The sequence below is a fragment of the Lysinibacillus sp. NPDC093692 genome, assembly GCF_050280125.1.
Classification (GTDB): domain Bacteria; phylum Bacillota; class Bacilli; order Bacillales_A; family Planococcaceae; genus Lysinibacillus.
The window spans coordinates 1-6,321 of the sequence record NZ_JBNNUW010000049.1 but is presented as its reverse complement, the minus strand read 5'-3'; the positions used below and the strand labels follow the sequence as shown (position 1 = coordinate 6,321).

Here is a 6,321-nt window from a genome sequence, read left to right as displayed (position 1 = left end):
TCAGTTTAACATACTAAAGCCTTATGAAAAATCGAAAAATCACTAGGCTTATTCGGCATGGCCCAATTTATCAAAATAATATCAGAGAGTTAAGAGAGTTAAGAGAGTTAAGAAAGTTATTATAGATACTTGACTAATCGTAAGAAAGAGCTGCCTTTGCAACTCAATGATCTTCAAGCAAAGCACGAATAAGACATAATGTACAATTACATGTACTAATCTTACAGAGTACCAACTGTTTTATTTTGCACTTAGACATGCGCTACTTTATTCGATTTTATTTTTTGATCAATTATGCCTCGGTATAATTGCGTCCGGAGGCTTTAGGCCAACAAGATGTTGGTCACTCAGTCGTTGCCACAGGACGTGGCGTTCTTAGACTGAGTTCCTCTATTCAGCGGATGTTTGCCCGCTGAAAGAAGTTAAACGCGCTAAGTAAATGATAAAGACAACGACTAGTATGCCTGCTCCGATTAGATAAACAGAGCTATAGCCAGCTTGCACGGCCACCATACCTAAAATATAAGAGCCAAGTGCAATGCCCATGTCAAACATCGTAAAGTACGTTGCGGTTGCATAACCACTACGCGTATGTGATGCGGACTGTACAGCTACTGCTTGTAAGCTTGTATTCACCGCTCCGTAGCCAATTCCAACAAAGATGGCTGCACATAAAAACAATGCCGGTCCTGAGACAAATGCAAGCATAACAAGTCCGATTGCAAAAAATATAATACCCGGCAGAATAACAAATTGCGGCCCTTTTGTATCATAAAGCTTACCTGTATATGGCCTTGTTATAAGCATTGCCGCTGCAAAAACCGCATAAAAAAGACTCGCTACATCCATTAAATCTTTTTGCTGTGCGTATACTGATAAAAACGATAAAACACTCGCATATGAAAAAGCTACTAAACTAGCAATAGCCGCTACTGGAAGTGCACGACGTTCAAATAAATCATCAAATTTAAATGTCAACTTACCTTGATGATCAGGCTTAGGTAAATCATCCGTTTTCATCGTTACAGCTAGGATGCCCCCTACTAATATGCAAATACTCATAACAATAAATAGTACATTAAAGCTGCTATATTGAATAAGCAGTAAACCGATAAATGGCCCTAAAACTACTGCTAGGTTAGTAGACATTGTAAAATAGCCTAGACCTGTACCTTTCCGATTGGCTGGCACAATATCCGCTGCTAATGAGCCGGCTGCCGTTGTAATAATACTAAAGAAGATCCCTTGAATAAAACGTAATCCTAGTAAAAGTCCAAAAGGATGTATAAATAAATATAAAACTGTACATAAAAAATAGCCGATAATTGAAATGACTAAAAGCTTTTTCTTCCCAAATACATCTAATAGCTTACCTGAAAAGGGACGAACGATTATAGCCGATAATAAAAATCCTGACAGTAACAATCCCGCTTCCTTGTCAGTCTGATGCAACTCACCAATCGCATAAAGCGGCAAAGTCGTTACTAACCCATAGAAAACAAAAAATACCGAGATATTTGTGAAAAAGAGACTAATAAATCGCTTCGTCCATATTTTTGTATTTCCCTCTTGCTGCATATCAATCAACCTTTCATTTTTTCCAATAAAATCATAAATTGCTGCTGTTCCTCGACCGTCAATGCCCCTATCATTCCTTCCTCAAAAGCTAAAATGGTTTTAGTAATAACAGGCAAATGTTTCTCTGCATATGGTGATAAGGTAACAATTTTTTCCCGTTTATCTTCACCATCTATTCTTAGCACCCAGCCTAAAGTCTCGAGTCGCGTTATTGCTCTTGTTATACTCGGCGCTTCAACGTTCAAATACTTCCATATTTGTGTTAATGTCATTGGTCCGTGATTATGTAAGCAATATAAAATAGTCCATTGTGAGCTATACAAATTATGCTGTTTCAGTACTTCATTTAAACAATTCGTTATATAACGACTCTTTTGGAATAACGCATGAAATAATGGATTCATGATTGTGACCTCCCGTATTTATTTACCTAGCTAAACAAATACTATACGCCTCATTTTTTTCGTTGTAAAGCAAGCTGTTTATGTAGTGCATTTAGTGGCAATGATCCAGAGTTTACTGGATGGTATCGGTTATTCTAATCAGCGATTTCACTACTTCTTCTAGCTTTTCTATCATATTAGAAGGGAATTTTTTGAAAGTGTCGAATTTAGCTACTAGATTACAATAAAAGGAGATGGAAGCATGGGGAAAAAGGTATTAATACTCGCAGGAGACGCAGTTGAAGCTTTAGAAATTTTTTATCCTTATTATCGTTGTCTTGAGGCTGGCTATGATGTAACGATTGCAGCACCATCCGCAAAGAAATTACAAACTGTATCGCACGATTTTGTCGATGGAGTTGATACTTACATCGAGCGTACAGCATATGGCTTAGAAGCGCACTCATCCTTTGCGGAAGTAAACCCAACACAATTTGACGGGCTCATCATTCCTGGTGGACGAGCGCCGGAATACATTCGTTTAAATGAGCATGTGCCAGCACTAGTAAGCCATTTCTTTGAAGCAAATAAACCAATCGCTGCTGTATGTCACGCAGCACAAATTTTCGCGACCATTCCAAAAGTTCTGCAAGGTCGTGAGCTAACAGCTTATATTGCCTGCAAGCCAGAAGTTCAAGTAGCTGGAGGAACGTACATCGATGCTAATCTTCATACAGACGGCAATTTGATTAGTGGTCATGCATGGCCAGATTTATCTGGATTAATGCGAGAATTTATTCATAAGCTAGAAAACTAGTAGAAGAAGGATGCCTGAAGTTAGGCATCCTCTTATTTTATGAAGTGATTTCTCGGAGTTCAATCTTTACCAATTTATTTGTATTGGTTACATATTTGATACGAACTTGTATACCGAATTCCTTATCACTTAGTTTTATCCAAAGCTTAAATTTCTCAATCGTGGTGTCTCCTTTAACCTCACTTCCCTCATGCAAATAATCGATAATTTTAGCTTGAGGGTATTTTGCCTGCGTTTCTTTTATCGCTACTTTTCCCCATTGAGCATGGGCTGGTATTTCTTGTTGAGCATAGACATTTGTTGGGAAGTGGGTCGATACGGCAAACAATACAAGAGAAAATCCTAACATTACAAAAAATTTTCGCAAGTGAATCAACCTCTCCTATTTTTTTGGCATAAAGTCGCCAAAACAGCATAAAATAAGTGCTCCCTAAGTATTTTGTCAATCTACTTAAGGAGCAGTTTTTATTATCTTTTGCTGGATTGTTTTGGTTGTTGAGGATTGTTATGAATTACTTGATTAAATTCTGCTGAATATTCTTCACGATCATTTCTTTTATGTGTATCTTCTTTCTTTTTCTTTTTGAAGCTCGTTTTACCCTTCTTTGCCATTTTTTAAGCCTCCACTATTTGTTTTTGTTGGACTGTTGATTTTTCTTATGGTTCGTTTTATTATCTTTATTTTTGGCTTTCGCATCGAATTCTGCAGAGAATTCTTCATTTAGATTGTCATTCGGGTTATTGTTATTACTATTTGACTGATCGAGGTCTATTTTTTTGTAGGTATCAAAAGGATTATGCGTTCTAATGTTCATTGTTTTATTGTTATTTTTGTTGTTTTTATTCGTGTTTCTATTGCCCACGGATGTTCACCTCCTAATTGTAATGTGCTCAGGATAGAACGATTTATGCTTTGGGGATTACTGCAGACATTGCCAAAAAAAAATGTACATCACCAATATTAATTAGTAATGTACATTGTATTTAGACAATCGTATATTCAGTTATATTTAATAATGCACCAACTGCACCAGAAAAACCGTGGTCATTTATAAAAATTGGTGTATGTTTTTTCGTTCGTGTGTAATTGGCAATAACACGTGCAAGATGATCATTATTACTTAAAGTTGAACCGATATAAACGATATGCTGAGCATTTTTCTCTTCAGCATATTGAATACTAAGTGTAGTAATAACTTCACCAACAAGCCCTTGTACAGTTGCGATAATATCTTCTATTGGATGTTTGACTGACTCCGTAATACCAACTTTCCCAAAATTACTAGCTGTCAAATGCCCATCAATAGGTGTGTCCATCCCTTGATAAATATCCTTTACAAGTAAATCTATACTTTCACGATTTCCCATAGAGGCCAGATTTCTTATTTCATTATAATCCGTGATTCCAGTTGTAAGCGCTGACAATCCAATCAATGTTCCACCACCAACGCCTGTCCCACCAACACGGACATGTGTATTATCTTCCATATAATGAATTGAAGTACCAGTACCAATATTCGTAATCATACTTCGATCGAAGAAGTAGCCCTCTTTATGCAACAAAAATCGAACGCCCTTTAAAGTGGCTTCAAACTCTACTATATAATGAATCGATTTCATTGTTTTAATGACATCAAGTAATTGTTCCGTACGCCCTCCCGTAACTCCAATATCCTCAATATCTGGATGATTAATAATCCAATTCTTCACAGCGAGCAAATCATTTGACGGAAAAGTTGTTAAAACAAGCTCGTTATGCTCATCTAAATAAGCAACTTTTGTCAATGTTCCGCCTGCATCAATACCTATAGCCTTTGGCATACCATTCTCCTTTGACTTTACGTACAATCTCTATTTCAGATGGTGAGATATATACTAGATTTTGCTTTTATTCAAGAGACGTTTAGAAGCCAGTTGAATAATGTTCATGTCTCCACAAATGTCACGGATTTTGCAAGGAGTTATTGTGCCAAAATCCGATGTATTGTATTTAAGTACCGAAAGCAAACAACAGCAACAAATGTTTTCTGTGCGAAAGTGAAACGGCAGCAACAAATGTTTTCTGTGCGAAAGTGAAACGGCAGCAACAAATGTTTTCTGCGCGAAAGCGAAGCGGCAGCCGCAATTTCTAGAAAGATGTAGCTGCATATTTGTCCTTCCTAAACTTTAACGCTGTTGAAATAATTGTGCAATAACTTAGCAAACTTTCATGAAAAAAACACGAAAAACATCAAATTTCTTCTATTATTCACGCGATTTTCGTCGCATTTTTATAACTTTAACATTATTCTATTAAAAAAACAAAAGAAGCGAAAACACGCTGATACATTTTCACTTCTAAAGGAATTCTTGTAATTAACGAGCGGATATCCTCATCATTCACTAGGTAATTTTTGTTGCTAACCTAAACAATTTCTCCAGTGCTACGGCCATCTTTGACGTACAACCTTTACTATTCGCAACTTCGTTATCCATCCTTTCTATCCCATTTGAAAATAGTTAGTTATAAATTGAACAATCTGTTTTATCTTTCTTCACTTTTACGATACGATATACTATAGATGCGTTACCATTTGAACGGAGGAATACAAGTGAAAGAGCAAAAGAAACTTTACAAAGAAGCGATGCAAGTTTTAAAGGAAACTAGTCGCACTTTTTATATACCAATTACTTTTTTAAAGAATGATTTAAAATTGTCAGTGGCAGCCGCATATTTAGCAATGCGCGCTATAGATGAGATTGAGGATCATGAAGAACTTTCAAATGATGTAAAATTTGATTTACTAACTGCAACGAGTGAATTATTAAAAGATACATTTAATGCCGAAGCATATGAAGCATTATTAGCGCCATATGCAGATCAGCTACCTGAAGTATCTCTTCGTTTAGCAGATTGGCTAATTTTTTGTCCTGAAGGCTCACGAAAAATTGTTCAAGATTCAACGAGTGAAATGGCATTCGGGATGGCAAAATGGGCAAAGGCAAACTGGCAGGTGCATACGCGAGAGGATTTAGATGATTATACATACTACGTAGCAGGGCTTGTTGGAACAATGCTGTCTGAGCTTTGGGCGTGGGGTGCAGACATTCAAACAGATCGAGATTTAGCAATTGGCTATGGTCGAGGTCTCCAAGCAGTCAATATTTTACGCAATCAGCACGAAGATCTGGATGAGCGCGGTGTAAGTTTCGTTCCCGACGGATGGACACGCGATGATTTATTTGCATACGCGGAGGAAAATCTTGCGAAAGCGGATCTTTATATGAAAGATATTAATAAACGAACGGTATTATTATTCTGTCGATTACCGCTTGCCTTAGCTCATAAAACATTGAAGGCGATGCAAGATGGGCGTGAAAAAATGACACGAGCAGAAGTAGAACAAACGGTCGAAGAGGTACAAGCTGACTAAAACCTTCTCCTTTAAAAAGAGCCCTAGTACGAAAAAAATGAACTGAACCCTATAAAGTAGACAGTTTAATAAAAGACCATTTGCTACATTAAACAGCGATTAAATGACTTCGGTATGCTGCCGGAGTCAT

Annotated in this window: 8 protein-coding genes; 2 read left to right on the top strand and 6 right to left on the bottom strand. The window is 37.0% G+C overall.

Features of this window, described 5'->3' with window-relative positions; translation table 11 throughout:
• Window positions 1–390: 390 nt before the first annotated feature.
• Window positions 391–1,578 (bottom strand): MFS transporter, encoded by a 1,188-nt coding sequence (locus ACQKN4_RS25200; protein WP_427485199.1) that lies wholly within the window; start codon window positions 1,576–1,578, stop codon window positions 391–393.
• 5 nt (window positions 1,579–1,583) lie between these two features.
• Window positions 1,584–1,982: a MarR family winged helix-turn-helix transcriptional regulator gene (locus ACQKN4_RS25195; RefSeq protein ID WP_427485198.1), complete on the bottom strand. Its 399-nt coding sequence runs from the start codon at window positions 1,980–1,982 to the stop codon at window positions 1,584–1,586.
• A 241-nt stretch (window positions 1,983–2,223) separates the two neighbouring features.
• On the opposite strand from ACQKN4_RS25195, the gene ACQKN4_RS25190 reads away from it, so the two are divergent.
• On the top strand, window positions 2,224–2,778 hold the full coding sequence (locus ACQKN4_RS25190) for a DJ-1/PfpI family protein (RefSeq protein ID WP_427485197.1): 555 nt from the start codon (window positions 2,224–2,226) through the stop codon (window positions 2,776–2,778).
• Window positions 2,779–2,815: 37 nt separating this feature from the next.
• On the opposite strand, the gene ACQKN4_RS25185 is transcribed toward ACQKN4_RS25190, so the two are convergent.
• From ACQKN4_RS25185 to coaW, 4 genes are all read right to left on the bottom strand, one after another.
• On the bottom strand, window positions 2,816–3,127 hold the full coding sequence (locus ACQKN4_RS25185; RefSeq protein WP_079560357.1) for a DUF3889 domain-containing protein: 312 nt from the start codon (window positions 3,125–3,127) through the stop codon (window positions 2,816–2,818).
• Between the two features lie 119 nt (window positions 3,128–3,246).
• Entirely contained in the window at window positions 3,247–3,390 is a 144-nt protein-coding gene (locus tag ACQKN4_RS25180; protein ID WP_170938888.1) for a hypothetical protein, read from the bottom strand.
• 14 nt (window positions 3,391–3,404) lie between these two features.
• Window positions 3,405–3,641, bottom strand: coding sequence for a hypothetical protein (locus tag ACQKN4_RS25175; protein WP_386827991.1), 237 nt, complete (start codon window positions 3,639–3,641; stop codon window positions 3,405–3,407).
• Window positions 3,642–3,762: 121 nt separating this feature from the next.
• Complete coding sequence (gene coaW / locus ACQKN4_RS25170) at window positions 3,763–4,599, bottom strand: type II pantothenate kinase (protein ID WP_079560060.1); 837 nt, start codon at window positions 4,597–4,599, stop codon at window positions 3,763–3,765.
• A 770-nt stretch (window positions 4,600–5,369) separates the two neighbouring features.
• Between coaW and ACQKN4_RS25165 the strand changes: the two genes are divergently transcribed.
• Window positions 5,370–6,191 carry a squalene/phytoene synthase family protein gene (locus tag ACQKN4_RS25165; RefSeq protein WP_427485196.1) on the top strand — a complete coding sequence of 274 codons (822 nt, stop codon included), beginning with the start codon at window positions 5,370–5,372 and terminating at the stop codon, window positions 6,189–6,191.
• Window positions 6,192–6,321 lie beyond the last annotated feature (130 nt).